The sequence below is a fragment of the Stenotrophomonas sp. 2201_Sma genome, assembly GCF_056486685.1.
On sequence record NZ_CM151329.1, the window covers coordinates 1673078 to 1696773 of the forward strand.

Sequence of the window (23696 nt, forward strand, 5' to 3'; positions counted from 1 at the left end):
GGAGTCCGACATGGTGGATCGCCTCGCCGTCCTGCTTGAGCGTTTCGCGGTCACTGCGTCGGTCTTCCACGCCGGTGCACTGTGCGGCATCAACAGCCTGGAGGGGGAGGACGAAGCCGGCCAGCTGCATCTGGTACGGCGTGGACCGGTGCAGGTCAGCCATGGACAACAGACCGTGCAGGTCGAGGTGCCCAGCCTGCTGCTGTACCCGAGGCCGATGCCCCACCGTTTCCAGACCGACCCGCACCTCGGTGCCGACATGGCCTGCGCCAACCTGCATTTCGAAGGCGGCCGGCTCAATCCGATCAGTGCCGCATTGCCTGATTTCATCTGCCTGCCACTGGCGGACCTGCACGGCAGCGATGCGGTGCTGGAATTGCTGTTCGAGGAGGCGTTCGAGCAGCGTTGTGGCCGTGCGGCAATGGTCAATCGTCTGTTCGAGGTGGTGATGATCCAGGTGCTGCGGCAGCTGATGGAAGGCGGTGAGATGCGCGGCGGTCTGTTTGCTGGCCTCGGTCATCCGCGCCTGCGTCTGGCATTGGTCGCGATGCACGAGGCGCCGTCGCAGGCATGGACGCTGGAAGACCTTGCCGACGTCGCAGGAATGTCGCGCAGCGTATTCGCGGCGAGCTTCCGTGAGGCGATGGGCACCACCCCCGGCCAGTACCTGCAGGGCTGGCGCGTAGGCCTGGCGCAGCAGGCCCTGCGCCAAGGCCGACCGCTGAAGCGGATTGCCGACGAGGTGGGCTACGGCAGTGAAGCGGCGCTTTCGCGTGCGTTCAAGGCGCACACCGGGCAATCGCCCCGGCAGTGGCGGGGGCAGGTGCGGACCTCCGCGGCCTGAGCGTTCAGCCCAGTGCGAGGCGGGCCAGCTTCATGCCCACGAACAGGCCGGCCAGTCCCAGTGCGATCGATCCCCCTGCATACAGCGCGGCCAGTCCGTGCTGCCCCCGTTGCAGCAGCAGGCCGATCTCCAGCGAATAGGTGGAGAAGGTGGTGTAGCCGCCCAGGATGCCCGTGGTCAGCAGCAGCCGCAGCTGCGGCGATGCGCCGTTGCGCAGGGCGAAGGCCTCGACGACCGCCCCCATCAGCAGGGCGCCGCTGATGTTGACCAGGAAGGTGGACCAGGGCCATGGACTGCCGACGGCGAACCGCGTACCGATCAGGTTGCAGGCATGGCGCAGGCAGGCGCCGGCGCCGCCTCCCAGGAAGACCAGGACGTAATTGTTCAGTGCTTGCATGGCGGGCCTCGAGTACGTGTTCGCAGATGCGGAGGCGAACGCGATGGCGGGCACGGCCTGCCATCGACGAACGCCAGGTTCGTCACAGCAGGAGCCATCAGCCATGCCTGGCGGTTATCGGGGGAGCCCCATCCCCATCGGTCACCATGCTACCAGCGCCGACCCGGTCAGGGCAGGGAGGTCATCACCACGCGCGCCACCCTGCTGCGGCTGACGCCATCCATCAACAGTTCGAATGCCAGCAGATCCAGTGCCGCGTGGCGCCGGTGGTCGATCTCCAGGCCCTTCTCGGCGACCAGCACGCTGACCAGCTCATAGGCATCCTGCCAGACATCCAGGTGCGCTTCGCTGGGCATGTAATAGCTGGTGCGTTCGCCGACGCCCCGCCCATGGATGCCGTACAGCAGTTCGCGTGCATCCAGCTTGGCTGCGTCGGCGATCCGGAACAGCTGTTCGGCCTTCACATGTGAGGGGCTGACGTGGTCGTTGAGCCAGTTGCTGATGGTCGCCGTCGTTGAAGCGGCGGCGCGGGCCAGATCGGCCGGGCGTGGGTGCCCGGCTTTCTTCATGGCAATGGCGAGTCGTTGGCCGAGAGTATTCATCTATGCAAGCCAGCTTAACGCGTGGAAGCGAAAGAATCCTTGCCGCAAGAATAAGTCTGGTTAACGACAGGACCGACCATGACCGATTTCTGGAGCAAACGGCAGGTGCGCGCGCGCCTGGGATTCCAGACCGACGCCGAGCTGGCGCAGTTCTTTGGCATAACGCGATCCGCTGTGTCGCAATGGCCCCAGGAAGCGCCCATTCCTCCATTGCGACAGTTCATCCTCCACCAGCGCCATCCCGACCTGTTCCCTTGGGCTGAGGCCTCTGAAGACGAATCAAGCTAGGTTGCGTCTGCAAATGTCGTATTTAGCACGCTTTGCGGCATGTGTTAAGCATGCTTATCAATATAGGGAAAATTGATCGAAACCCGCGTTGCGATTGATCGCGCCACGAGGCTGCCCTGGCGACGGACGCACCACGGCGTCGGGATCGGCCCCTTCTTTTGCCTGTGCCGATCACAGACCGTTATGTGAACGATTAATAATTTCAATCGAAAAAGTCGCCGCATGTAATTGACCTGTCGTGAAATCTGTGAGTAATTGAGGTCAACCGGTCGTGAAGCCCGGGAGTCTTTCAGCACGCAAGTGAGTCGGTAGACCGTCAACGATGCAGGACAAGTCCAACGGAGGTCGTATGGAATACGGCATGCATGGCTTGGCTGAACGGGTACGCCGCGAACTGGAAGCCAGCTATCACAAACACGGATGCGGCCCTGCCTTCTGGGACACGTACCAGCAGGTGCTGGACCGGCTTGTCCCGCAGGGGACCGAGCGCACGGAAGTGACCAATGAAATGGCGCTGATCATCGAGCAGCTCGGAATCGTACGGCGTGCCCAGCTGGTGCCTCCGCACGCCAACGGGTCGCGCTGATTCAGAGCAGGTGCCAGGCGCCAGCGCTCAGCAGCACCAGCAGCAACGATGCCAGAACCACGGTCCGCGGTCGCCACCCGCGCCGCGGCTGCCCTGCCATCGTCTGCGGGCTGCAGTAGCGGATCAGTCCCGGACCGAAACCGGCCCGGGACTGTTGCTGCTCGCAGGCATCCAGGCAGGCGCCGCAGGCCAGGCAGTCGGTCTGCGGGCCCTGGCGGATGTCGAGCTGCATCGGGCAGGCGTGGAGACAGGCCGCGCAATCGGTGCAGTCGCCGAGGCGGTCGGCGCTGAAGGTCGGCATGGGGCCGGCCAGCCATGGGTGCGCGGCGCGGAACACGTAGTCCTGCGCGGAGGTCGGATCGAGCAGGCCGCGACCGCGGCCGATCACGCCGCCAAGGCCAGCGGGCCGGGGCCCGCGGGGTTCGCCACGGCGCGCGTCATACAGCATCCGGGGGGTCTGGGGGTCGACCAGCAATGGCTGCGCGCGCGCGAAGGGGCACAGCGAACGGCAGACCTGCTCCCGCAGGAAGCCGGCGTTGCCCCATGTGGCTGCCGCGTAGAACAGCACCCAGAAGGTTTCCCAGCCACTCCAGCCGCCCTGGACACTGGCGGTGACGAGGCCGGTGATCGGGCTGAACAATCCCACGAAGGTGATGCCGGTCCATAGCGACAGCAGTAACCATGCGGCCTGCGTGGCAGGACGCGCCAGGGCGCGTGGCAGGCGTTGGGCAAGAAAGCTGTCGATCAGGCTGAAGGCGTAGCTCCACACCGTCTGCGGGCAGGCATGGCCACACCAGATGCGGCCGGCGAGGTGGGTCAACAGCGCCAGTGCCATCGCCAGCGCCAGCAGCAGGCCCAGCAGCAGGCCAACGTCGTCGGGCCACAGGGTCCAGCCGAACAGGTCGAAGCGACGTGCGTCCAGGTCCAGCAGCAGCGCCTGGCGGCCGTCCCAGCGCAACCAGGGCAGCCCAAGGAAGCCAACCAGCACACCGAGCCGCAGTGCGCCACGCCATCGCCACGGTGGGGAAGGGGGCCTTGGTGCGTTCATCCCAGAGGCAGCTCATCATCTGCGTCTGCCGGCATCGGCCGCAGCAGATATCCGGTGATCGCGCTGGACAGCGCCGTCACCGCCCAGAACATGAAGAAGCCGACCGTGTAGCCGAGTTCGCGACTGATCGCCGTGCCCGGAAAACTGATGGCCTGAAGGCGCAACGGGTCGACGAAAGCGAAGAACACCACGCTGGCCAGCCCGGCGGCGATGAAACTGGGCCAGAGGATGGCACCCCAATGCTGGATCAGGCGCTGACGCGGGGAGGAAGTGGGTGTATTCATGCGGTCGCGGGTCGGGAAGGGGGCGGCGCGTATACTCCGCCATGGCTGGCGCAGCATCCGCAGGGCATGTTTCCTGCTGGCATGTCAGCCTAGGCGCGCCCACGCGCGCCGACATTGATCTGGATCAACGGCGGTGCCGGCCGGTTGGCGCACTCTGCCGGCAATCGCCTGGTGCCTCAGATGAACGCAACGCCATCGCTCGTCCCGCCTGTCGCCTCGCCCACGCTGTGTACCGAAGAGGACGTGACCCGTCTGGTCCACGACTTCTACGCACGCGTGCGTGAGGAGGAGCGTCTGGGCCCCGTGTTCGACGCGCATGTGCACGATTGGCCCGGGCATCTGGCGCAACTGGTGGATTTCTGGTCCGCGATGCTCAGGGGAACGCGTCGCTTCAAGGGATCGCCCATGTCCAAGCACATGGCCATCGCCCTGGACAAGGACCTGTTCGACCGCTGGCTCGCACTGTTCCGGCGCACCACCGCCGAATGCGGCAATCCACCGATGCAGGCGTTGGCCGATGATGTGGCCGTGCGCATTGCGGAAACGTTCTGGCGCCGGTACCAGATGCTGCGCTGGCCGCAGGTGGCACTGCCGGTGCTGGGCGTTCCTGCGCGGGATTGATCTGGGTCAAGGCGGCACTGACCGTCCGGCGCGATGCTGGCGGCATGGACACGTTCTCTCCCGCTGCCGGCGGCCTGGCCTGGACCTTCGACCCCGATCTGCTGCGCCGGCATGACCGGCCCGGACCGCGCTACACCTCCTATCCTACCGCTCCGCACTTCCACGATGGATTCGGCGCGCCCGCACTGCGCCAGGCGATCGCGGACAGCGACCTGCTGGCGCGCGCACTGTCGCTGTACGTACATGTCCCGTTCTGCTCCAGCCCGTGCTTCTACTGCGGCTGCAACCGTGTGATCACCCGTGATCGAAGCCGTGGCCACAGCTACGTCTCACGAGTCCTGGCCGAGGCCGATCTGCTGGCGCCGCAGTTCCAGAAGGGCCGTGAGGTGATCCAGCTGCACCTGGGGGGCGGAACGCCGAATTTCCTGGACGCCGAGGCAATGACCACGCTGATCGACGGCCTTCGCCGGCGTTTTGACTTCAGCTGCTCGGCCGAGCGCGATTTCTCGATCGAGCTTGATCCACGCTTCATCGAAACGCGTGACGTGGCGATGCTGGCACGGCTGGGCTTCAATCGCGCCAGCCTGGGCGTGCAGGACTTCGATCCCTCGGTCCAGGCGTCGATCAACCGCGTGCAGGGCGTGCAGCAGACCCTGGACATCCTGCATGCCTGTCGTGACAGCGGCATGCGCTCGGTCAACGTGGATCTCATCTACGGGCTGCCGGGACAAAGCCAGGAAGGATTCGGCCGCACTCTCGAGCAGGTGCTTGCACTGCGACCGGACCGACTGGCGGTGTATGGCTACGCGCACCTTCCGCATCTGTTCCGCGCGCAGCGGCAGATCGACGAGCGCGCGCTGCCCTCGCCGGAGGACAAGCTTGCGTTGCTGGGACTTGCCGTGCAGCAGCTGTCCGCAGCGGGCTATCAGTACATCGGCATGGATCATTTCGCGCTGCCGGAAGAGGATCTTTCACGCGCCCAGCGCGCTGGCCAGCTGCATCGCAACTTCATGGGCTACACCACCCATGCCGATACCGACCTGCTGGGCCTCGGGGTCAGCGCGATCAGTCATATCGGTGCGACCTACAGCCAGAACCCACGCGACCTGCCATCCTGGGAGAGCGCGGTCGATCAGGGTCAGCTGCCGGTCTGGCGTGGCGTGGCGCTCAGCGCCGACGATCAGCTTCGCGCAGACCTGATCCAGCAGCTGATGTGCCAGGGAGAGGTCGATGGACGCGCGCTCGGCGATCGCCACGGCATCGTGTTCGACGACTACTTCGCCGAGGACCTGTGCGCCGTTCGACGGCTGCAGGACGATGGCCTGGTCGAGTATCGCGATGGCGTGGTCCGTGCCAGCGAACGCGGCCGGCCGCTTCTGCGCCTGCTGGCGATGTGCTTCGATCCCCATCTGCGTGCAGCGCACGAGCAGCCGCGCTATTCGCGCGCGATCTGAAGTGGTTGGGAGGTTCACGCCACTGCGTGTCGCAAACAGCCCGAAAGCCCTGGTGCCCGGAGCCGGAATCGAACCGGCATGACCTTGCGGTCGGCGGATTTTAAGTCCGATGCGTCTACCAGTTTCGCCATCCGGGCCTGCAGTGCGGCGCCGATTGTAGCCCAGCGGGAGCCCCAGCATCGGCGGCCGCGCGTTGCACGGCGTGCTTAACTGTATCGCCTATTCATGCCATAGTCCCGACCATCGTTCCCAGGGGGGGAGCCACCTGATGTCGCTCTACGCGATCGCCTACGTCAGCGATGCCCGCGCCGATCTGCGGACATCCGATCTTGACCGCCTGCTGGCCGATGCCACGGCGTTCAATCGCGTGGCTGGCGTCACCGGGGTACTGATGTTCGACGGTGCACGCTTCCTGCAGTATCTCGAAGGTCCGCAGGATGGTATCGATTCGGTGTTCCCGCGCATCCTCAATGCCCGCAGCCATACCCAGCTGAAGGTGCTGTGCCGGGCGCCCGTGCCGCAGCGGGCGTTCCCCCGCTGGAACATGGGGACGCGACGCATCGAGGCGGAGCTGCTGGCACAGATCGTCGGTGAGGCGTGGCCGGGGTTGACGCTGGGCAGCGTGGGGTTCGAGCGCCTGCTGCAGGCCTGGACCGGGGCCGACGGCGAGCTGGAGCCTGCCGCGGTCGCACTGGGCTCCTGACCTTGGCGACAAGGTCCTGACACCGTTACGCTGTAGCCCTCTTGCGAAGACTTCCCGGAGTGGGCAGCGAATGAGCGTGATGGCCGAAGCGGCGGCAGTGGGCGATCCGCCGCTGCCGGCATGGCGGGTACATTGATGAGCGTGGCGGTGTCGGCGGCGGAAGCGCCCCGGTTCGCGGTGATCGGCCTGGGTTACGTGGGCCTGCCACTGGCGGTGGCATTCGGCCGGGAACAGCCGACGCTCGGCTTCGACATCGACCCCGAACGCATCGCCGAGCTGCGCGCGGGCCAGGACCACACGCTGGAGGTGGAGGCCGGGGAACTCGCCGCTGCACGCCAGCTGGAGTACAGCAGCGACCCTGCGCGGCTGGACGAGTGCAACGTGTACATCGTCACCGTGCCGACGCCCATCGATGCCTACGAGCAGCCCGATCTGGAACCCCTGCGCTCGGCGACGCGGTTGATCGCCAGCCATCTGCGCGCCGGCGATCTGGTGATCTACGAGTCCACGGTCTATCCCGGCACGACCGAGGAAGTCTGCGTGCCCTTGCTGGAGCAGGGTTCGGGCCTGCGATTCAACGAAGATTTCTACTGCGGCTACAGTCCGGAGCGGGTCAGCCCGGGGGACCGCCAGCGCCGTCTGGCCGACATCCGCAAGATCACCTCGGGTTCGACACCGGAGGTGGCGTCGGTGGTCGATGGGCTGTACCGCCGCATCATCGACGCAGGCACCTTCCCGGCGCCATCGATGCGCGTGGCCGAAGCGGCCAAGGTGGTCGAGAACATCCAGCGCGACGTCAACATCGCCCTGGTCAACGAGCTGGCGCTGATTTTCGACCGTCTCGGCATCGATACCCAGGACGTGCTGGACGCCGCGGGCAGCAAGTGGAATTTCCTGCCGTTCCGTCCCGGTCTGGTCGGTGGCCACTGCATCGGCGTGGATCCCTACTACCTGCTGCACAAGTCGGAAAGTGTGGGTTACCACCCGGACCTCATCCACACCGCGCGGCAGGTCAACAACCGTGTCGGCGAGCACGTGGCCATGCGCGTCCTGGCCATGTTGGCCGAGCGCGGGCGGACCGCGGCCCAGGCGCGCGTGCTGGTGCTGGGCGTCACCTTCAAGGAAGACTGCCCCGATCTGCGCAACAGTCGTGCGCTGGAGCTGGCGCAGCGCCTGGCAGACGCAGGCGCCCAGGTCGATGTCAGCGATCCATGGGTGGGCCCGGCGGCCTTGGCCGATGCCGGTGTGCGGTGGCTGGCCGAGCCGAAGGCCGGCTGTTACGACGCGGTCGTATTGGCAGTGGCGCATGCCAGTTTCAAGGCGATGGATGAAGCCCGCATCCGCGGCCTGCTGGCGCCCGGCGGCCTGGTGTATGACGTGAAATCGGCCTGGCCGCGCAGCGTGGTCGACGATCGCCTGTAGGCGTCGATGATGGCGGGCGCGGTAGACTCGGCTGCAGTTGCAACCAAGGAACGCCATGCACCGGTATATCGTCTACCTGCTCGCCATCCTGATGTTCCCCGTCTGCCTGTGGCTGGTCACGATATGGCCTGCCTGGTACTGGGGCGTCGGTCTGACCGCCGCGATGGTGGCGCTGGGGACCTGGGATCTGCTGCAGAAGCGCAGCACCCTGCGCCGCAACTATCCGGTCATGGCGCACTTCAGATACGGGCTGGAATCGATCGGCCCGGAGATCCGTCAGTATTTCGTGCAGAGTGATCTGGAAGACGTGCCCTTCTCGCGCCAGCAGCGTGCACTGATCTACCAGCGTGCCAAGAACGAGATGGATACGGTGCCGTTCGGCACGCTGCGTAGTGCGTATGCGGTGGACTACGAATGGATCAACCATTCGCTGGCACCGACCACCATCGCCCGGCACGATTTCCGTGTGCTGATCGGCGCAGGCTGCGCCAAGCCCTATTCGGCGAGTGTGTTCAACATCTCGGCGATGAGCTTCGGCTCGCTGTCGGCCAACGCGATCCGCGCGCTCAATGAAGGCGCACGCCGTGGCGGCTTCTATCACGATACGGGCGAAGGCTCGATCTCGCCCTACCACCGTGAGATGGGCGGCGATCTGGTCTGGGAAATCGGTTCGGGCTACTTCGGTTGCCGCGACGAGAAGGGCGGTTTCAGCGAAGAGCGGTTCGTCGCCAACGCCACCCATGACCAGGTGAAGATGATCGAGATCAAGCTGTCCCAGGGGGCCAAGCCCGGTCATGGCGGCGTATTGCCCGCGCCGAAGGTGACGGCCGAGATCTCCGTGACCCGGGGCGTGCCGATGGGGGTGGACTGTGTATCTCCGTCGCGGCACTCGGCGTTTTCCACGCCGGTCGAACTGCTGCAGTTCGTCGCCCGCCTGCGTGAACTGTCCGGTGGCAAACCGGTCGGCTTCAAGCTGGCCATCGGCCATCCCTGGGAGTGGTTCGGTATCGCCAAGGCGATGCAGGAGACCGGCCTGTTGCCGGACTTCATCGTTGTCGATGGCGCCGAGGGCGGCACGGGCGCGGCACCGGCCGAGTTTGTCGATCATGTCGGCGTGCCGATGCACGAGGCACTGCTGCTGGTCCACAACACCCTGGTCGGGCTGGACCTGCGCGAGCGCATCCGCATCGGTGCGGCCGGCAAGATAACCAGCGCATTCGACATTGCCCGGACCATCGCGCTCGGCGCGGACTGGTGCAATGCCGGTCGTGGCTTCATGTTCGCACTGGGGTGCATCCAGTCGTTGAGCTGCCACACCGACAAGTGCCCGACCGGCATCGCCACCCAGGACCCGGCGCGCTGGAAGCACCTCGACGCGCCTGACAAGGCCACGCGCGTGCACAGCTACCACGAGCACACGCTGCATGCCCTGAAGGAGCTGTTGTGTGCCGCCGGCCTGAATGATCCGGCCGAGCTGGGGCCGGAGCACATCCTGCGCCGCGTGTCGCCGGTGGAGATCCGCTCGCTGGCGACGCTGTATCGCTATCTGGAGCCGGGAGAACTGCTGCGGCGGGTGCCGGATCACGCGGTATTCCATGCGTTCTGGGCAGATGCGCGCAGTGATTCATTCCAGCCGCCGGCGCGGATCCAGGCGCTGAGAGCCAGCAAGTCGCGGTGATGGGGTTCCACACGGAGGTTGCATGCAGTTCAGGACCGGTACGATCGACGATGTCGCGCCGCTGTGGGCCCTGCGCACGCGGTGCGTGCGCGAGACCTGCAGCAGTCACTATCCGCCGAAGGTGATCGCACCCTGGGCGGCGTCGCCGCCGCCGGCGCAGTATCCGCGGCTGTTGTCGCAGGGCGGATGCGTGGTGGCCGAAGGCGGGCAGGGCGAGCTGCTCGGTTTTGGCGTACTTGATATCGATGGCAATGAGGTGGATGCGCTGTTCGTCGATCCGGATCGTGGCGGACAGGGTATCGGCCAGGCGCTGATGCAGCGTCTGCTGGCGCTGGCCGATCCGGGGCGCGAGGTGGTGCTGTCGGCCTCGCTCAATGCCGTGTCCTTCTATCAGCGGCAGGGTTTCATCCGCGAACGCGAGGAAATCTATCCCCATCCCAGCGGGGTACCACTCGCCTCTGTACGCATGCGAAGGCCGTGGTGAGGCGCTGCTTCCGGTAGCGCCGAGCCACGCCCGCTGCTACCGCAGGCGATTCAGCGTGTGGCCAACCACTGGATCACGCCTTCGGCGGCGCGCAGGCCACTGGCATAGCAGGCCGTCAGCAGGTAGCCGCCGGTCGGCGCTTCCCAGTCCAGCATTTCGCCGGCGCAGAACACGCCGGGCAGGGCACGCAGCATCAGCCCTGCGTCGAGCGCGTCCAGCCTTACCCCTCCGGCCGTGCTGATCACCTCGGCCATCGGCCGCGGGCGCAGCAGTTTCAGCGGCAGGCGCTTGAGCGTCGCTGCGACCGCAGCAAGATCGTTGCCCGCATCCTTACCGAGGTGCTCGAACACAAGTGCCGCTTTCACTGCGTCCACCCCGGCCTGGCGGCGCAGGTGCTCACCGAAGCTGCGGCCCTTGCGTGGGCGCGACAGATCGGCCAGCAGGCGTGCCTCATCGCGGCCCGGTGCCAGGTCCAGCCACAATGGCGCACACCCCTCGCGGTTGATGGTTTCGCGCAGGTCGGCCGACAGCGCGTAGATCAGGCTGCCTTCGATGCCATAGTCGCTGGCGACGCATTCGCCCTGGAGTGACCGTGGTTGGCCTGTCAGGTCGATCCAGTGCGCCACCACTGGCTTCAAGGGGGCACCGGCATTGCGCTGGGCGAACAGGGGCGTCCAGTCAACGTCGAACCCGCAGTTGGCGGCCTGCAACGGCGCGATGTCGACACCGCGCGCCTGCAGCGGTGCCACCCAGGCACCGTCGCTGCCGAGGTGCGGCCAACTGCCGCCGCCCAGCGCCAGCACGGTGGCATCAGCGCGCACGTCGAGGTCGCCGTCTTCGGTGTTGAAGCGCAGCGCGCCGTCGCTGGCCCATCCGCACCAGCGGTGATTCACGTGCAGGCGTACGCCCTGCTCCTTCAAGCGGCGCACCCAGCCGCGCAGCAGGGGCGCAGCCTTGCGATCGACCGGGAACACGCGGCCGGAACTGCCGACATAGGTCTCCACGCCAAGATCGGCGGCCCAGTCGCGCAGTGCCTGCGCGTCGAACCCGTCCAGCCAGCGGCCGACTTCACCGGCCTGCTCGCGGTAGCGGCTGTGGAACAGCGGGCGCGCATCGGAGTGGGTCAGGTTGAGCCCGCCCTTGCCGGCGATCAGGAACTTGCGACCGGGGGAACCCTTGGCTTCATAGAGGTCCACCTCCAGGCCGGCGGCGCGCAGGCGCTCGGCAGCGAACAGCCCTGCCGGGCCGCCACCGACGACAGCCACGCGGCGCGGCGCATGTCGATCAGGGTTGGACATCGAGCAGCTCGACATCGAACACCAGCGAGGAGCCCGGCGGGATCGGGCCGGCGCGACGGCTGCCGTAGCCCAGGTCCGGGGGGATCATCAGGGTGCGCTTGCCGCCGACCTTCATGCCGGCCACGCCTTCATCCCAGCCGCGGATGACCTGGCCGGCACCGAGCACGAAGGTGAACGGCTGGCCGCGTCCGACCGAGCTGTCGAATGTCTTGCCATGCTTGCTCTCGGTGCGGTTGTCGTAGATCCAGCCGGTGTAGTGCACGGTGACCTTCCGGCCCGCCACCGCTTCGGCCCCGGTACCGGGCTGGGTGTCGATGCGCTCGAAGGTGGTCAGCGTGCCTCCCGGTGGTGGGCCGGACGGCTCCATCGAGCAGCCGGCAGCAGCAAGGGACAGCAACAGGGGAAGCAGCAGTCGGCGCATCGGGCATCTCCGTCGGGCGCAGGGCGAGGGCGGCAAGGGTAGCGCATCGGCGCCGGGTATCATGGCGCCATGGCCAAACTCCTGCTCAATCTGCGCAATGTCGGCGATGACGAATATGCCGACGTCTGCACGCTCCTGGATCGCCACGGCATCGCCTGGTACCGCACCGAGCCCAGTCCCTGGGGCATTTCCAATGGCGGGCTGTGGCTCCGCGAGGACGGCGATCATGCGCGCGCCAAGGCATTGATGGCCGAGTACCAGGCCGAGCGTGCGCCACGCATCCGGGCCGAGCGTGAGCAGGCCCTGCGTGATGGCACGGCCGAGACCTTCGGCAGCCTGCTGCGGCGCCGGCCGCTGTATGTCGTGCTGGTACTGCTGGCGATGCTGGGCGCTGCTGCCCTGGTGCTGCTGCCGTTCATGCTGCTGCGGGGGTAGGGCGCTCCAGCCGCCGATCATCGACCCCGGGTCCTGACCCGGTGGCGGCCAGGCGCTAAAATGCGCGGATGATCGCCAATACCGCCGCCTATCATTTCACTGCCATCGACGCCCCCGAGGTTCTGTGCGACCAGCTGCTGGCGCGTGCCGAAGCGGCTGGGCTGCGCGGCACGATCCTGGTGGCGGGCGAGGGCCTGAATCTGTTCCTGGCGGGCGCCCCGGCCGCCATCGAGGGCTTCTACGCGGCACTGCGTGAGGATCCGCGTCTGGCCGGAATGCGGGTCAAGACCAGCTTCAGCGAGCATCAGCCCTTCGCGCGGCTCAAGGCCAGAGTGAAGCCGGAGATCATCAGTTTCCGCCGCGATGACGGCCAGCCGCTGGCCTATCCACGCGCGCCGGCGGTCGATCCGGCCACCGTGCAACGTTGGCTGCGGCAGGGCCACGACGATGCGGGAAAGCCGGTGGTGATGCTCGATACCCGCAATCTGCAGGAGGTGGAGTACGGCACGTTCAAGGACGCGCTGGTGCTGCCGATCCACAAGTTCACCGATCTGCCGGAGGCCCTGGCGCCGCACCGCGACGCATTGAAGGACAGCACCGTGGTCAGCTTCTGCACGGGTGGCATCCGCTGCGAGAAGGCCGCACTGTGGATGCTCAATGACGGCATGGACAACGTGCTGCAGCTCGATGGCGGCATTCTCGGCTACTTCGAAGAGGTGGGCGGCGAGGGCTACGACGGGCGCTGTTTCGTGTTCGATGAACGGGTGGCGCTGGATGCGGAGCTCAGGCCGCTGGTGGATGAGCCGCTGCCGGAACCACGCCCCAGCGCCTTCTGAGCGGCTGTCCCGGGCGCCGGTCGTGCACGGCTGTCCGGTCCACCTGGGGAGCTGACCCGCCCGGCAGGAATCAGCGTCCCGCCACCGGCACTGGCCGCCGTGCCGGGCCGACCCCATCCAGAGGGGATCTTTTGACGGAAACCGCCTGATGATCCCGTTGTCGATCCTCGACCTGGCCCCGGTCTGCGAGGGCAGCGATACCACCGCCGCCTTCTCCAACATGCTGGAACTGGCCCAGCATGCCGATGCGCTGGGCTACCGCCGCTACTGGCTGGCCGAACACCACAACATGCCCGGTATCGCCAGCGCGGCCACCGCCGTGCTGATCGGGCACGTTGCCGGTGGCACGCAGCGCATCCGTGTCGGTGCAGGCGGCATCATGCTGCCCAACCATGCGCCGCTGCAGGTGGCCGAGCAGTTCGGCACGCTGGCCTCGCTCTATCCGGACCGCATCGATCTGGGGCTGGGGCGGGCGCCCGGCACCGACCAGCCGACCGCCCGCGCGCTGCGGCGCTATTTCGACAGCGCTGACCAGTTCCCGCAGGATGTGCGTGAGCTGCTGCATTACTTCGAGCCGGTCCAGCCCGGTCAGGCGGTGCAGGCCGTGCCTGGCGGCGGCCTGCGGGTGCCGACGTGGATCCTGGGTTCCAGCCTGTTCGGTGCGCGCATGGCGGCATCGATGGGGCTGCCGTACGCCTTCGCCTCGCACTTCGCCCCGGACGCGATGGATGAGGCGCTGGCAGTCTACCGCCGCGAATTCCGTCCTTCGGCCACGTTGAAGCAACCGCACGCGATGCTGGCATTGAACGTGGTGGCCAGCGACAGCGAAGCCGAATCGCGCCGCCTGTTCACCAGCCAGCAGCAGAGCTTCGTCAATCTGCGCCGGGGGCGTCCCGGCAAGATCCCGGCACCGATCGACGACATCGAATCGTTCTGGGAGCCGCACGAAAAACTGGGTGTCGAGCGGGCATTGGCGTGCACGGTGCTGGGTGATCCGCAGCAGGTGGCCGAGGGTATCGCCGCGTTCGTCGAACGCCATCAACCTGACGAACTGATGCTCACCGCCAATCTGTATGACCATCGCGCGAGGCTGCGCTCGTTCGAGCTGACCATGCGGGTGTGGCACGATCGCCACGCGGGCTGAACGATTGCATCACGGCGCATTGCAGACCTTCCGCGTCTGATGGGGGCTCCCTACCCCTGGAGCTCCCCATGTCGGATTCCCGCGCAGAACACATCGCCCAGCTGGCCGAACTGATCAAGGATGTGGAGGTGGCGATGTTCACCACGGTCGGCGTGGATGGTCGCCTGTACAGCCGTCCGCTCGGCACCCAGCAGGTCGCCTTCGATGGTGACCTCTGGTTCGCCACCGCAGCCGACAGCCCGAAGGTGGCGGAAATCGCGCTCAATCCGCGGGTCAACGTGGCCTACGCCTCGACGTCGAAGAACACCTATGTGTCGGTGGCGGGCAATGCGCGCATCGTCGACGATCGGGCCAAGGTGGAAGCGCTGTGGTCGCCAGCGATGAAGCTGTTCTTCCCCGGCGGCAAGGACGATCCGAACCTTCGGCTCATCCACGTGCAGGCTGAATCGGCCGAGTACTGGGATGGACCGGGCACGCTGCTGGGCAGGGCGCTGACGTTCGTGCTGTCTGCGGTACAGGATGAGCCAGGCCAGCTTGCCGACAACGGTTTCGTCGACCTGCGTTGATGGGCCCGGTTCAGAACCAGCGCTGGAACAGTTCGACGGTGTAGCTCACCAGTTGGCCGGAACTGAAACCAAAGAACGCGATTGCCGCCAATGCTCCGATCCAGTTGACCAGCATCAGCGCGCCGTCGCGCTCGAGCAGGGCCAGGGAGAACAGCAGCAGCTGGAAGCCGAACAGATAGTTGGTGAACGGGATCGGCAGCGACAGCAGGATGCCCAGCAGGACCAGCAGTGCGCCGGTGAACGCGTGGGCCGGCAGCGGCTTGAGCAGCTGTGGCAGGCGTGGCTTGAGCATGCGGTCCAAGCGCCGCAGCGGGCGATCGATGCGGTCCAGGAACCGGTGCATGGTGCCGCGCTTCGGCCCGCGGCGGGCAATGAAGCCCGGCAGCCAGGGGCGCCGCATGCAGCACAGCATCTGCAGGCCGATGAGGATCACCAGGGGGCCACTGACCGCACCGCCCAGCCCCGGAATCGGGATGAACGACGGCAGGATCGCCACGAACAGGAAAACGCCGAAGGCGCTCTGCTGCAGATCCTGCAGGATCTGGCCCAGCTTCATGTGCTGGGCCGGGTCACCCCAGGCGAACATTTCCAGCAGCGTGCGGATGCCTTCGTTGCGATAGGCAGGTGCTGCGTCGCGCGGGCCGGACTCAGGCGGTGAGCTCATCGGCCTGCTCGTCCGACAGCGTACGCAGCAGCAGCTTGTCCACACGTGCACCGTCCAGGTCGACGATCTCGAAGCGCCAGCCGGCCCAGTCGAAGTACTCGCCCGCGTGCGGGATGCGGCCGAAGTAGTGGATGCACATGCCGGCAAGGGTGTAGTAATCGCCCTCTTCGGCGTCGGGGAGCTCGTTGCTGCCGATCAGCTCGCGGAGGTCGTCCACCGGCAGCGAGCCGTCCACCAGCAGCGAGCCGTCCTCACGGGTCACCACCAGTGCGTCCTCGTCGGCATTCTCCACCGCCTGCAGGCGGCCGACCACTGCGCCCATCAGGTCGCTGATGGTGACCAGTCCCTGGATCTCGCCGTATTCGTCGACGACCAGCGCCATCGACTGCTGTTCTTCCCGGAAGATCTCCAGCAGCTTCATCGCATGGGTGGACTCGGAAACGTACAACGGCTCGCGCAGGGTCTGGAACAGCGCGTTGTCGCCGCGTGCCATGCGGGTCGCAAGCGATTTCAGTTCAAGCACACCAACCACATCCATGTCGTTGTCGCGATAGACCGGATAGCGCGAGAACTCATGCTCGGCCATGATTTCCAGGTTGCGGTCCAGGCCGGCCTGCGTGTCCAGCCAGGCGATCCGGTTGCGCGGCGTCATCAGGCTGTCGGCGGTGCGATCGCCCAGCCGCATCACGCGGTTCATCATGTCGCGCTCATGGGTGTCGATCACACCTGCCTCGTGGCTTTCGGCCACCAGCATGCGGATCTCCTCTTCGGTCACCGAGGCGGCTTCGTCCTTGCCCAGGCCAAGTGCCTTCAGCACCAGCTGGGTCGTCCTGGACAGCAGCCAGACGAAGGGCAGGGCCAGTTTGGCCAGCCAGCTCATCGGCATGGCCACCAGGCTGGCAATGGCCTCGGAGCGGGTCAGGGCCAGCCGCTTGGGCACCAGCTCACCAAAGATCAGGGTCACGAAGGTGATGAGGGTCACGGCCAGCGTGGTGCCGACCTGGGAGGCGTAGGTGAAGCCGGGCATCAGGCCCTGCAGCCAGCCGGCAATGGCGTCGCCGATGGCGTCGCCGCCCAGGTAGCCGGTCAGCACGCCGATGACGGTGATGCCGATCTGGACCGTGGACAGGAAGCTCTCGGGCTTTTCGGACAGCTCCAGGGCCTTGGCGGCGCGCTTGGAGCTGCCGGCCATCTGCTTGAGACGGCTCTTGCGCGAGGTCATGACCGACATCTCGGACATGGCGAAGAAGCCGTTCAACAGAACCAGCGCGAAGACAATCAGGATCATTTCAAACACGGGCGTCGTCCCCGGTTGGTGGCAGGGAGGGCGGGTGCTTGCGATGGCGGCAGGCGCTCAGGAGCAGAGTCCGGCGCGGCGCTGGGGGATAAGGGTCGTCGTCCATAAGGTGCGCCCGAGGGCGCGCTGGCATCTTAGCAAAGGGCCGTGGCAAGGTGGCAACTGCCTGTTCAGGTTGGCGGGTTCCACCCCCGGAAAGGGGGCGGGGATACCCGAGATGGTCATCTAGCCGTCATAATTCCGTCCGGTGCCGTCCTTCCCGCGACGGCTGACAGGTTTCTCAATGTTCTCTCTGCAGACCATTTTCGGTTCCGGCAAACAGTTCTACACCCTGCTCGATGAGGCTGCCGTCGCGGCCTCCGACGCCGCCAAGGCGCTGCATTCCATGCTGCGCGAGGCCGACCGCCAGCCCGCGCTGGACGCCTTCAAGCTGGCCCGCCTGCGCGAGCGCGCGGCGTCGGACAAGATCAGCCAGGCGCTGGTGGACAGCTTCATGACGCCGATCGAGCGTGAAGACATCGAAGCGCTGGGGTCGGCGCTGTACAAGATCCCCAAGCAGATCGAGAAGTTCGCCGATCGCTATTCGCTGGCCACGACCCACCTGGAGCACATCGACTTCGCGCCGCGCGCGGCGATGCTGGAGCAGGCCGCCGGCGTGGTGGTGGAGATGGTGGCCGACCTGCGCCACATGAACCTGGACCGGATGACCGCGCTCAACGAGAAGCTGCGCTCGCTGGAGAACGAGGCCGACCGGCTGATGCTGGAGCTGTACCGCGACATCTATTCCGGGCGCCTGGACAACCTGCAGATGTTCCTGCTCAAGGAATTCTTCGAGATCCTGGAAAAAGCCATCGACCGCTGCCGCGAGGCCGGCGTGGTGGCGTACCAGATCGTGCTGAAGAACAGCTGACGGACGCCGCCGCATGTTGACCCTCGTCCTGGTGGTGATCCTGGCTGCGCTCGTCTTCGAGTTCATCAACGGCTTCCACGACACCGCCAACTCCATCGCCACCGTGGTGGCGACCAAGGTGCTCTCGCCCGGCTGGGCGGTGATGCTCGCCGCCTTCATGAACCTGATCGGTGCCCTGACCGGTACGGCGGTGGCGCTGACCATCGCGTCGGGCCTGCTCAACACCAACGTGGTCGATGTCACCCCGCAGGTGATCCTGTGCGCCCTGCTGGGCGGCATCATCTGGAACCTGATCACCTGGTGGAAGGGGCTGCCGTCCTCGTCCTCGCACGCCCTGATCGGTGGCCTGTGCGGCGCCGGCCTGGCGGCCGCCCACAACAACTGGGATGCGCTGATCTGGTCCGAACGGCTCGGCAGCTGGGCGCAGAACAAGGGCCTGCTGTGGAAGGTGTTCGTGCCGATGATCACCTCGCCGATTGCCGGCTTCCTGCTGGGCATCGTGGTGATGGTGCTGCTGTGGGGCCTGATTGCCGGTCTGGCCAGGATCGGTGGTGCGATTGGCCGCCTGGCCCGTCCGCGCTGGGTCAATGCCTTCTTCGGCAAGGCGCAGATCGTCTCGGCCGCCTACATGGGCTTCGCACACGGGCACAACGACGCACAGAAGACCATGGGCATCATCGCCATGACCCTGATCGGTGCCGAAGCCACCGGTGCGCTGGACAACCTGCCGTCCTGGCTGGCCTTCATGCATCCGGACGCGCAGGCCGGTGACGGCATCGCGATGTGGATCGTGCTGACCTGTGCGGTGGTGATGGCCGCCGGTACCGCTTCGGGTGGCTGGAAGATCATCAAGACGCTGGGCCACAAGATGGTCAAGCTGCATCCGATCCACGGCTTCGCCGCGGAGACCAGCTCGGCCACCATCCTGACCCTGGCCGCCCATTTCGGCATGCCGGTCTCGACCACGCACAGCATCTCCACCGCGATCATGGGCGTGGGCTTTGCCAAGAATCCGCGTTCGCTGAAGTTCGGCGTGATCGAGCGCATCGTCTGGGCCTGGATCCTGACCATCCCGGCGGCAGGCGGCTGTGCGTACCTGATCCTGAAGCTGTTCGAGCTGTTCGGCTGGACCTGATGCCAGCAACCCCGGGGTCAGAGCCCTTTCCCTGCAGATAGGGATCTGACCCCGGAAATGAAAAAGCCCGCCGGATTCCGGCGGGCTTTTTTCATGGGCAGATCGTTTTTCCGTATCCAGCGTGTCGACCAAGGTCGACACCCACCAACAGCAGCAGGAACCTCGCCAGCCCACGGGAACCCGGCTTTTGCCGTTGCCGTTGCCGTTGCCCTTGCCGTTGCCGTCAGCGGGCGCCGGGCCGCAGGCGCGGCCGAACCCCTTAGTTGCGCTGGAACAATGCCTGCACATCCTTGCGGAATGCCGCCTGGCTGTCGGCACGGCTGTAGAACATGTGCCCGCCCGGGTAGCTGCGCACCTGCACGCGGTCCGGGTTGCTGCCCATCGCCGGCATCTGGTCCACGGTCAGGATCGAGCCCATGAACGGGCACGACAGATCATTCCAGCCGTGCGCGATCAGCACCTGCAGATTCGGATCGATCGCCACTGCCTGGCGCAGCTGGGTCACCGCACCCTGGCGCAGATCGCCATTGCGGTCCCACAGCCGGTTCACCTCATAGTTCAATGCCTGGTAGCGCGCATCGACCTTCCAGCCCACCACGCGGGTGACGAAGTCGACCATCGCGGTGGTGGTCGGCGCGATGATGCTGTCGAGCAGGGGATCGTTGGCGCGCTGTTCCGGATCGTTCGGGAACGGGTCAAACGCCGTCACGTTCGAGTCGTAGCGGCTGCCCAGCGTGCCCTTGTCGCGGAACACTTCGCGCAGGTAGGCCTGGGTTTCCAGGCGGCCGCCGGCACGACGCACGAACTGCGGGTCCAGCCCGGTCAGCTCGGTGACCCGGCGCAGCATCGCCTCGGTGGCCTGCGGATCGCTGCGGCCCTTCATCAGGGCGGTGGCGTAATCGCCGCGGGTGTACTCGACCACCTCACGCATCGCCGCGTCGGTCAGGCGGCCCTGGCGCTCCAGGTGCGCCGCTGCGATCGAGGGCAGCGTCTGCATCCACGCCATCGGCGAGACGTCGGCGTTGTCTTCCAGGGTCGGGCTCAGGTACGGCGAGACCAGCACCAGGCCGTTCATCGCGACGCCCAGCCGTGTCTGCAGGTAGTGGGTGATGCGTGGGCCGCGGTAGCCGCCGTAGCTCTCACCGGTGAGGTACTTGCGCGACGCCATGCGCTGGTTGCGCAGCAACCAGTCGTAGATCGATCGCGACAGGTACTCGATGTCGGCACTGGGGTTGTACAGCGCCTTCTTCGCTTCGTCATCGCCGATGCGGGCACGGCTGAAGCCGGTGCCGACCGGGTCGATGAAGACCAGATCGGTGAAGTCCAGCCACGTTCCCGGATTGTCGTGCAGCGTGGCCGGCGCCGACGCGCTGTCGCCCTCCGAGCCGAAGGTCACGACCTTCGGGCCGATGGCGCCCAGATTGAGATACACCGAGGACGCGCCGGGCCCGCCGTTGAGCGCGAAGGTCACCGGCCGGTCCTTGCCGGGCATCGTGTAGGCGGTGAACACCACATCGGCGATTACCTTGCCCTTCTCGTCACGTACCGGCAGCGTCCCCACGGTGGCGGTGTAGTCGAGCGTGCGGCCTGCCAGGCGGATGCTCTGGCGGGTGGAGGCGTCGGCCGGCAGCGCAGGTGCTTCGGTCCTGTCGTCCGTGGCATCGGGCTTGGATTCGGCGGCTGGCGTGGCCAGCACGCTGGCAGGAGCAATGAGCAGGCCGACGCAGAGCGCGGCAGTGTGCAGCAGGGACTTCATGGCACCGGATCGGCAGCGGAAGGGGGTTCCGATGCTAGGCCTCCAAGGTGCCGCGCCGTATGTGTCCAAAGCCATGGCCGGGCGTTGTCGTCGGTTGCGGCCAGATTGGGTCAAGTGGGCAGGGCGGTCGCGGCTTCATCATCGGCCAGCAGCCCGTATACAGCCGAGTCGGCCAACTCGCCCCGGATGCGCCAGCGTTGGCGCAGGAGGCCCTCACGATGGAAGCCGAGGCGTTCAAGCACGTGCGCGGAGGCCGCATTGCGCGGATCGATCTCGGCTTCGACGCGATGCAGGCGCAGCGTCCGGAACAGGTAGGCCAGCACCTGCTGCAACGCCTCATGCATGTAGCCCCGGCCCTGGACCTCAGGTGCCAGCAGATAGCCGATCTCGGCACGCGCAGCATCGCGATCGACGGCAAACACCACGCAGATGCCCAGCAACGGCCCTTCCAGCGATTCGCGCACGGCCAGCTTGAGCTGGGTGCCGATGGCGTGTGCGGCGAGGTCGTCGTCGATCTGTTCGCGGGCTTCGCCCGGCCGTGTCCAGGCAGGATGGTTCCACCAGCGCATCACCGCCGGATTGGATTGCAGCGTGAACAACGCAGCAGCGTCATCACGACGGATCGGGCTCAGGACCAGCCGCGTGCTGTGCAGCGGCAGGCCGGGGAACAGCAGCGAGTGGCTGGGCAATGCGGTGGTCCACGCGGATGAGCGCGCATTATGGACCCGCAGGGTTTGCCGATGGGGGTGTAATGCCCCGGTGGGCGGCCTGAACCGGTACTGCCAGGCCATGCAGCCAGAGCCGTTTCCCGACAGGAAACGGCCCTGGCCCGCGCTGGGATCAGACTTCCAGCGACGCCAGATCGCCCTTGGTCTCCAGCCAGCCCTTGCGGTCAGACGCCCGCTTCTTGGCCAGCAGCATGTCCATCAGCGAACGGGTCTGCTCGCGATCGTCCACGGTCAGCTGCACCAGGCGACGGGTGTCCGGGTGGATGGTGGACTCACGCAGCTGCGAGGGATTCATTTCGCCCAGGCCCTTGAACCGGGTCACGTTGACCGCGCCCTTGATCTTCTCGCGCTCGATCTTGTCCAGCATGGTGCGCTTTTCTTCCTCGTCCAGTGCGTAGAAGACCTGCTTGCCCACGTCGATGCGGAACAGCGGCGGCATTGCCACGAACACGTGGCCGGCGTCGACCAGCGCCGGGAAGTGCTTCAGGAACAGCGCCGTCAACAGGGTGGCGATGTGCAGGCCGTCCGAGTCGGCGTCGGCCAGGATCACCACCTTGCCGTAGCGCAGGCCGCTGATGTCATCCTTGCCCGGATCGCAGCCGATGGCGATGGCCAGGTTGTGCACTTCTTCCGAGGCCAGCACGCTGTTGGAGGAGACTTCCCAGGTGTTCAGGATCTTGCCGCGCAACGGCATGATCGCCTGGAAATCCTTGTCGCGTGCCTGCTTGGCGCTGCCGCCTGCCGAATCACCCTCCACCAGGAACAGTTCGGTACGCGACAGGTCCTGGCTGATGCAGTCTGCCAGCTTGCCCGGCAGGGCAGGGCCCTGCGTGACCTTCTTGCGGACCACCAGCTTTTCGGTCTTCAGGCGCGCGCTGGCGCGCTCGATGGCGATCTGCGCGATCTTCTCGCCCAGTTCCACGTTCTGGTTCAGCAGCAGGCTGAATGCATCGTGCGCGGCACCTTCCACGAAACCGGCGGCCTGCCGCGAGGACAGGCGTTCCTTGGTCTGCCCGCTGAACTGCGGATCGGTCATTTTCAGCGACAGCACGAACGACACGCGGTCCCACACGTCTTCCGGCGCCAGCTTCACGCCACGCGGCAGCAGGTTGCGGAAGTCGCAGAACTCGCGAAGCGCCTCGGTCAGGCCCGTGCGCAGGCCGTTGACGTGGGTACCGTGCTGGGCAGTCGGGATCAGGTTGACGTAGCTTTCCTGGACCAGCTCGCCTTCCGGCAGCCAGGCCACGGCCCAGTCCACCACTTCGGTGTCCTTCTTCAGGTTGCCGACGAACAGGTCGGCCGGCAGCATTTCGCGCTCGCCCAGCTCCAGCTTCAGGTAGTCGCGCAGGCCGTCCTCGTAGTACCAGGTGTCGACTTCGCCGGTGGCTTCGTCGGTCAGCTTCACGGTCAGGCCCGGGCACAACACCGCTTTGGCGCGCAGCAGATGCTTGAGCGCGCGCACCGCGAACTTCGGCGTATCGAAGTACTTCGGGTCGGGCCAGAAGCGCACGCGGGTGCCCGTGTTCTTCTTGCCGACCGTGCCCACCACTTCCAGCGGCGTGGCGCGGTCACCGTTACGGAAGGTGATGCGGTGTTCGGCACCTTCACGCTTGATGTGCACCTCCACCAGGGTCGACAGCGCGTTGACCACGCTGACGCCGACGCCGTGCAGGCCGCCGGAGAAGGTGTAGTTGTTGTTGCTGAACTTGCCGCCCGCGTGCAGGCGGGTCAGGATCAGCTCGACACCCGGGATCTTCTCTTCCGGATGGATGTCCACCGGCATGCCACGGCCGTCATCGCTGACCTCCACGCTGCCGTCCTTGTACAGGGTGATCTCGATCGAGCGGGCGTGGCCGGCGAGGGCCTCGTCCACCGAGTTGTCGATCACTTCCTGCGCCAGGTGGTTGGGGCGCGCGGTGTCGGTATACATGCCGGGACGGCGCTTGACCGGGTCAAGGCCGGACAGGACTTCAATATCGGCGGCGTTATAGCGGGCGTTCATCTATGTTCTAAAGCGCGGAGCGACGCGCAAGTGTGCGGTCTGGGCGGCGAATTTGCACGCCTGCGGTTCAGCCTCGCCACCGGGGAGGGGGTA

General features: G+C 66.3%; 26 protein-coding genes, 1 tRNA gene and 1 riboswitch. Of the genes, 15 read left to right on the forward strand and 12 right to left on the reverse strand.

Annotated features, from left to right (window positions below):
* The first annotated feature begins 10 nt into the window (after positions 1-10).
* Entirely contained in the window at positions 11-844 is an 834-nt protein-coding gene (locus tag ACZLIF_RS07865; RefSeq protein WP_128989011.1) for an AraC family transcriptional regulator, read from the forward strand.
* Between the two features lie 4 nt (positions 845-848).
* Here the strand turns inward: ACZLIF_RS07865 and crcB are convergent, their stop codons facing one another.
* Positions 849-1241, reverse strand: a complete 393-nt coding sequence (gene crcB / locus ACZLIF_RS07870; protein ID WP_053520303.1) for a fluoride efflux transporter CrcB — start codon at positions 1239-1241, stop codon at positions 849-851.
* An 81-nt stretch (positions 1242-1322) separates the two neighbouring features.
* Positions 1323-1386, reverse strand: a riboswitch (Fluoride riboswitch).
* Positions 1387-1408: 22 nt separating this feature from the next.
* Positions 1409-1810, reverse strand: a complete 402-nt coding sequence (locus ACZLIF_RS07875) for a hypothetical protein (protein ID WP_053520302.1) — start codon at positions 1808-1810, stop codon at positions 1409-1411.
* Positions 1811-1921: 111 nt separating this feature from the next.
* Between ACZLIF_RS07875 and ACZLIF_RS07880 the strand changes: the two genes are divergently transcribed.
* On the forward strand, positions 1922-2131 hold the full coding sequence (locus ACZLIF_RS07880; protein WP_065175879.1) for a helix-turn-helix domain-containing protein: 210 nt from the start codon (positions 1922-1924) through the stop codon (positions 2129-2131).
* Between the two features lie 349 nt (positions 2132-2480).
* Positions 2481-2717 carry a hypothetical protein gene (locus ACZLIF_RS07885; RefSeq protein ID WP_019337197.1) on the forward strand — a complete coding sequence of 79 codons (237 nt, stop codon included), beginning with the start codon at positions 2481-2483 and terminating at the stop codon, positions 2715-2717.
* Position 2718: 1 nt separating this feature from the next.
* Here the strand turns inward: ACZLIF_RS07885 and ACZLIF_RS07890 are convergent, their stop codons facing one another.
* Both ACZLIF_RS07890 and ACZLIF_RS07895 read right to left on the reverse strand, forming a co-directional pair.
* Positions 2719-3765, reverse strand: coding sequence for a 4Fe-4S dicluster domain-containing protein (locus ACZLIF_RS07890; protein ID WP_478462501.1), 1047 nt, complete (start codon positions 3763-3765; stop codon positions 2719-2721).
* The gene (locus ACZLIF_RS07895; protein WP_053520310.1) at positions 3762-4049 is read right to left on the reverse strand and encodes a hypothetical protein; all 288 of its coding nucleotides are present in this window, start codon (positions 4047-4049) and stop codon (positions 3762-3764) included. The genes ACZLIF_RS07890 and ACZLIF_RS07895 overlap by 4 nt, the downstream gene beginning before the upstream one ends.
* A gap of 180 nt (positions 4050-4229) precedes the next feature.
* On the opposite strand from ACZLIF_RS07895, the gene ACZLIF_RS07900 reads away from it, so the two are divergent.
* Positions 4230-4670, forward strand: coding sequence for a group III truncated hemoglobin (locus ACZLIF_RS07900; RefSeq protein WP_128989015.1), 441 nt, complete (start codon positions 4230-4232; stop codon positions 4668-4670).
* Between the two features lie 44 nt (positions 4671-4714).
* Positions 4715-6124 (forward strand): oxygen-independent coproporphyrinogen III oxidase, encoded by a 1410-nt coding sequence (gene hemN, locus ACZLIF_RS07905; protein ID WP_128989017.1) that lies wholly within the window; start codon positions 4715-4717, stop codon positions 6122-6124.
* 50 nt (positions 6125-6174) lie between these two features.
* On the opposite strand, the gene ACZLIF_RS07910 is transcribed toward hemN, so the two are convergent.
* Positions 6175-6261 (reverse strand) — tRNA-Leu (locus ACZLIF_RS07910).
* A gap of 131 nt (positions 6262-6392) precedes the next feature.
* Here ACZLIF_RS07910 and ACZLIF_RS07915 point away from each other — a divergent pair.
* The 4 genes from ACZLIF_RS07915 (at position 6393) to ACZLIF_RS07930 (ending at position 10411) form a co-directional block, all read left to right on the forward strand.
* Complete coding sequence (locus ACZLIF_RS07915) at positions 6393-6827, forward strand: BLUF domain-containing protein (RefSeq protein WP_128989019.1); 435 nt, start codon at positions 6393-6395, stop codon at positions 6825-6827.
* A gap of 135 nt (positions 6828-6962) precedes the next feature.
* Positions 6963-8249 (forward strand): nucleotide sugar dehydrogenase, encoded by a 1287-nt coding sequence (locus ACZLIF_RS07920; protein ID WP_128989047.1) that lies wholly within the window; start codon positions 6963-6965, stop codon positions 8247-8249.
* A 55-nt stretch (positions 8250-8304) separates the two neighbouring features.
* Positions 8305-9927 carry an FMN-binding glutamate synthase family protein gene (locus ACZLIF_RS07925; protein WP_128989021.1) on the forward strand — a complete coding sequence of 541 codons (1623 nt, stop codon included), beginning with the start codon at positions 8305-8307 and terminating at the stop codon, positions 9925-9927.
* 22 nt (positions 9928-9949) lie between these two features.
* Positions 9950-10411, forward strand: coding sequence for a GNAT family N-acetyltransferase (locus ACZLIF_RS07930; protein WP_128989023.1), 462 nt, complete (start codon positions 9950-9952; stop codon positions 10409-10411).
* 50 nt (positions 10412-10461) lie between these two features.
* Here the strand turns inward: ACZLIF_RS07930 and ACZLIF_RS07935 are convergent, their stop codons facing one another.
* The gene (locus tag ACZLIF_RS07935; protein WP_128989025.1) at positions 10462-11709 is read right to left on the reverse strand and encodes a TIGR03862 family flavoprotein; all 1248 of its coding nucleotides are present in this window, start codon (positions 11707-11709) and stop codon (positions 10462-10464) included.
* Positions 11696-12130: an FKBP-type peptidyl-prolyl cis-trans isomerase gene (locus tag ACZLIF_RS07940; protein ID WP_053519803.1), complete on the reverse strand. Its 435-nt coding sequence runs from the start codon at positions 12128-12130 to the stop codon at positions 11696-11698. The genes ACZLIF_RS07935 and ACZLIF_RS07940 overlap by 14 nt, the downstream gene beginning before the upstream one ends.
* 69 nt (positions 12131-12199) lie before the next feature.
* Here ACZLIF_RS07940 and ACZLIF_RS07945 point away from each other — a divergent pair, with 69 nt between their 5' ends.
* The 4 genes from ACZLIF_RS07945 to ACZLIF_RS07960 all read left to right on the forward strand — a co-directional run bounded on the left by ACZLIF_RS07945 (position 12200) and on the right by ACZLIF_RS07960 (position 15111).
* Positions 12200-12565, forward strand: a complete 366-nt coding sequence (locus ACZLIF_RS07945) for a DUF6164 family protein (protein WP_053519804.1) — start codon at positions 12200-12202, stop codon at positions 12563-12565.
* Between the two features lie 68 nt (positions 12566-12633).
* Complete coding sequence (locus ACZLIF_RS07950) at positions 12634-13401, forward strand: sulfurtransferase (RefSeq protein WP_053519805.1); 768 nt, start codon at positions 12634-12636, stop codon at positions 13399-13401.
* 148 nt (positions 13402-13549) lie between these two features.
* Entirely contained in the window at positions 13550-14545 is a 996-nt protein-coding gene (locus ACZLIF_RS07955) for an LLM class flavin-dependent oxidoreductase (RefSeq protein WP_128989027.1), read from the forward strand.
* A gap of 68 nt (positions 14546-14613) precedes the next feature.
* On the forward strand, positions 14614-15111 hold the full coding sequence (locus ACZLIF_RS07960; RefSeq protein ID WP_053519807.1) for a pyridoxamine 5'-phosphate oxidase family protein: 498 nt from the start codon (positions 14614-14616) through the stop codon (positions 15109-15111).
* A gap of 10 nt (positions 15112-15121) precedes the next feature.
* On the opposite strand, the gene ACZLIF_RS07965 is transcribed toward ACZLIF_RS07960, so the two are convergent.
* Both ACZLIF_RS07965 and ACZLIF_RS07970 read right to left on the reverse strand, forming a co-directional pair.
* A complete protein-coding gene (locus ACZLIF_RS07965; RefSeq protein ID WP_053519808.1) occupies positions 15122-15775 on the reverse strand; it encodes an exopolysaccharide biosynthesis protein in 654 nt (217 codons plus the stop codon).
* Positions 15759-17063, reverse strand: a complete 1305-nt coding sequence (locus tag ACZLIF_RS07970; protein ID WP_065174920.1) for a hemolysin family protein — start codon at positions 17061-17063, stop codon at positions 15759-15761. Before ACZLIF_RS07970 ends, ACZLIF_RS07965 begins: the two co-directional genes overlap by 17 nt.
* A gap of 292 nt (positions 17064-17355) precedes the next feature.
* On the opposite strand from ACZLIF_RS07970, the gene ACZLIF_RS07975 reads away from it, so the two are divergent.
* Both ACZLIF_RS07975 and ACZLIF_RS07980 read left to right on the forward strand, forming a co-directional pair.
* Positions 17356-17982, forward strand: a complete 627-nt coding sequence (locus ACZLIF_RS07975) for a DUF47 domain-containing protein (RefSeq protein WP_004152833.1) — start codon at positions 17356-17358, stop codon at positions 17980-17982.
* Between the two features lie 13 nt (positions 17983-17995).
* Positions 17996-19117, forward strand: coding sequence for an inorganic phosphate transporter (locus tag ACZLIF_RS07980; protein WP_053519810.1), 1122 nt, complete (start codon positions 17996-17998; stop codon positions 19115-19117).
* Between the two features lie 259 nt (positions 19118-19376).
* Here ACZLIF_RS07980 and ACZLIF_RS07985 read toward each other — a convergent pair whose 3' ends face one another.
* The 3 genes from ACZLIF_RS07985 to parE all read right to left on the reverse strand — a co-directional run bounded on the left by ACZLIF_RS07985 (position 19377) and on the right by parE (position 23603).
* Complete coding sequence (locus ACZLIF_RS07985; RefSeq protein WP_128989029.1) at positions 19377-20873, reverse strand: S10 family peptidase; 1497 nt, start codon at positions 20871-20873, stop codon at positions 19377-19379.
* A gap of 110 nt (positions 20874-20983) precedes the next feature.
* The gene (locus tag ACZLIF_RS07990) at positions 20984-21562 is read right to left on the reverse strand and encodes a GNAT family N-acetyltransferase (RefSeq protein WP_128989031.1); all 579 of its coding nucleotides are present in this window, start codon (positions 21560-21562) and stop codon (positions 20984-20986) included.
* Positions 21563-21713: 151 nt separating this feature from the next.
* The gene (gene parE, locus ACZLIF_RS07995) at positions 21714-23603 is read right to left on the reverse strand and encodes a DNA topoisomerase IV subunit B (RefSeq protein WP_128989033.1); all 1890 of its coding nucleotides are present in this window, start codon (positions 23601-23603) and stop codon (positions 21714-21716) included.
* Between the last annotated feature and the right edge of the window lie 93 nt (positions 23604-23696).

Excerpts from the sequence above, each read along its gene's own strand:
- ACZLIF_RS07865 (WP_128989011.1), top strand. The coding sequence starts at position 11 with ATGGTGGATCGCCTCGCCGTCCTGCTTGAGCGTTTCGCGGTCACTGCG.
- crcB (WP_053520303.1), bottom strand. The coding sequence starts at position 1,241 with ATGCAAGCACTGAACAATTACGTCCTGGTCTTCCTGGGAGGCGGCGCC.
- ACZLIF_RS07875 (WP_053520302.1), bottom strand. The coding sequence starts at position 1,810 with ATGAAGAAAGCCGGGCACCCACGCCCGGCCGATCTGGCCCGCGCCGCC.
- ACZLIF_RS07880 (WP_065175879.1), top strand. The coding sequence starts at position 1,922 with ATGACCGATTTCTGGAGCAAACGGCAGGTGCGCGCGCGCCTGGGATTC.
- ACZLIF_RS07885 (WP_019337197.1), top strand. The coding sequence starts at position 2,481 with ATGGAATACGGCATGCATGGCTTGGCTGAACGGGTACGCCGCGAACTG.
- ACZLIF_RS07890 (WP_478462501.1), bottom strand. The coding sequence starts at position 3,765 with ATGAACGCACCAAGGCCCCCTTCCCCACCGTGGCGATGGCGTGGCGCA.
- ACZLIF_RS07895 (WP_053520310.1), bottom strand. The coding sequence starts at position 4,049 with ATGAATACACCCACTTCCTCCCCGCGTCAGCGCCTGATCCAGCATTGG.
- ACZLIF_RS07900 (WP_128989015.1), top strand. The coding sequence starts at position 4,230 with ATGAACGCAACGCCATCGCTCGTCCCGCCTGTCGCCTCGCCCACGCTG.
- hemN (WP_128989017.1), top strand. The coding sequence starts at position 4,715 with ATGGACACGTTCTCTCCCGCTGCCGGCGGCCTGGCCTGGACCTTCGAC.
- ACZLIF_RS07915 (WP_128989019.1), top strand. The coding sequence starts at position 6,393 with ATGTCGCTCTACGCGATCGCCTACGTCAGCGATGCCCGCGCCGATCTG.
- ACZLIF_RS07920 (WP_128989047.1), top strand. The coding sequence starts at position 6,963 with ATGAGCGTGGCGGTGTCGGCGGCGGAAGCGCCCCGGTTCGCGGTGATC.
- ACZLIF_RS07925 (WP_128989021.1), top strand. The coding sequence starts at position 8,305 with ATGCACCGGTATATCGTCTACCTGCTCGCCATCCTGATGTTCCCCGTC.
- ACZLIF_RS07930 (WP_128989023.1), top strand. The coding sequence starts at position 9,950 with ATGCAGTTCAGGACCGGTACGATCGACGATGTCGCGCCGCTGTGGGCC.
- ACZLIF_RS07935 (WP_128989025.1), bottom strand. The coding sequence starts at position 11,709 with ATGTCCAACCCTGATCGACATGCGCCGCGCCGCGTGGCTGTCGTCGGT.
- ACZLIF_RS07940 (WP_053519803.1), bottom strand. The coding sequence starts at position 12,130 with ATGCGCCGACTGCTGCTTCCCCTGTTGCTGTCCCTTGCTGCTGCCGGC.
- ACZLIF_RS07945 (WP_053519804.1), top strand. The coding sequence starts at position 12,200 with ATGGCCAAACTCCTGCTCAATCTGCGCAATGTCGGCGATGACGAATAT.
- ACZLIF_RS07950 (WP_053519805.1), top strand. The coding sequence starts at position 12,634 with ATGATCGCCAATACCGCCGCCTATCATTTCACTGCCATCGACGCCCCC.
- ACZLIF_RS07955 (WP_128989027.1), top strand. The coding sequence starts at position 13,550 with ATGATCCCGTTGTCGATCCTCGACCTGGCCCCGGTCTGCGAGGGCAGC.
- ACZLIF_RS07960 (WP_053519807.1), top strand. The coding sequence starts at position 14,614 with ATGTCGGATTCCCGCGCAGAACACATCGCCCAGCTGGCCGAACTGATC.
- ACZLIF_RS07965 (WP_053519808.1), bottom strand. The coding sequence starts at position 15,775 with ATGAGCTCACCGCCTGAGTCCGGCCCGCGCGACGCAGCACCTGCCTAT.
- ACZLIF_RS07970 (WP_065174920.1), bottom strand. The coding sequence starts at position 17,063 with ATGATCCTGATTGTCTTCGCGCTGGTTCTGTTGAACGGCTTCTTCGCC.
- ACZLIF_RS07975 (WP_004152833.1), top strand. The coding sequence starts at position 17,356 with ATGTTCTCTCTGCAGACCATTTTCGGTTCCGGCAAACAGTTCTACACC.
- ACZLIF_RS07980 (WP_053519810.1), top strand. The coding sequence starts at position 17,996 with ATGTTGACCCTCGTCCTGGTGGTGATCCTGGCTGCGCTCGTCTTCGAG.
- ACZLIF_RS07985 (WP_128989029.1), bottom strand. The coding sequence starts at position 20,873 with ATGAAGTCCCTGCTGCACACTGCCGCGCTCTGCGTCGGCCTGCTCATT.
- parE (WP_128989033.1), bottom strand. The coding sequence starts at position 23,603 with ATGAACGCCCGCTATAACGCCGCCGATATTGAAGTCCTGTCCGGCCTT.